The following is a 514-nucleotide window of genomic DNA, read 5'->3' on the forward strand; positions in this document are numbered from 1 at the left end:
GTCGCGGTCCAGGCGGACGGTGCCACCGCGGGCACGGTCGACGCGGTGCGGCGCACGCCCGGGGTCGCCGCGGTCGCCGCCGTCGCCGACGGGGGCGAGGTCGTCCTGCGCGCGGGCCGCGCGGGCGACGCGCTCGCGGTGCACGTCGTGGACCTCGCGGCGCTGCGCGCCGTGCAGGACGGCCTGCCCGGCGTCGACCCCGTTCCGGTCGCGCCGCGTGGCTCCGACGACAGCGTCGCCGTCGTGCTCGTCGGAGACGTCGAGGACGACCTGGACGACGAGCCCGTGCTCGACGCGGGCGGCTCGTCGGCCGCGGTCCCGGTCACGGTGCTCGCGACGCGGGCGACGGTGCCCGGCGCCACCGGCCCGTCGGCGGTGCTGGTCGACGACGCGAGCGCGCAGCGGCTGGGGCTGCGACCCGTCGTCGAGCGGCTGCTCGTGCGGACCGCCCCCGGTGCCGATCCCGCGGCGGTCGCGGCGGACGTCGCCGCCGTCGTCGCGGACGCCACCGGCG

The 514-nt window shown here is 80.7% G+C and carries 1 protein-coding gene; it reads left to right on the forward strand.

Annotated elements, in window-relative coordinates:
- Nucleotides 1-514: hypothetical protein (locus CTKZ_RS21880; protein WP_160142954.1), on the forward strand; the 514-nt coding region annotated here is incomplete at both ends.

Origin of the sequence: Cellulomonas algicola (assembly GCF_003851725.1) — a bacterium.
Lineage (GTDB): Bacteria > Actinomycetota > Actinomycetes > Actinomycetales > Cellulomonadaceae > Cellulomonas > Cellulomonas algicola.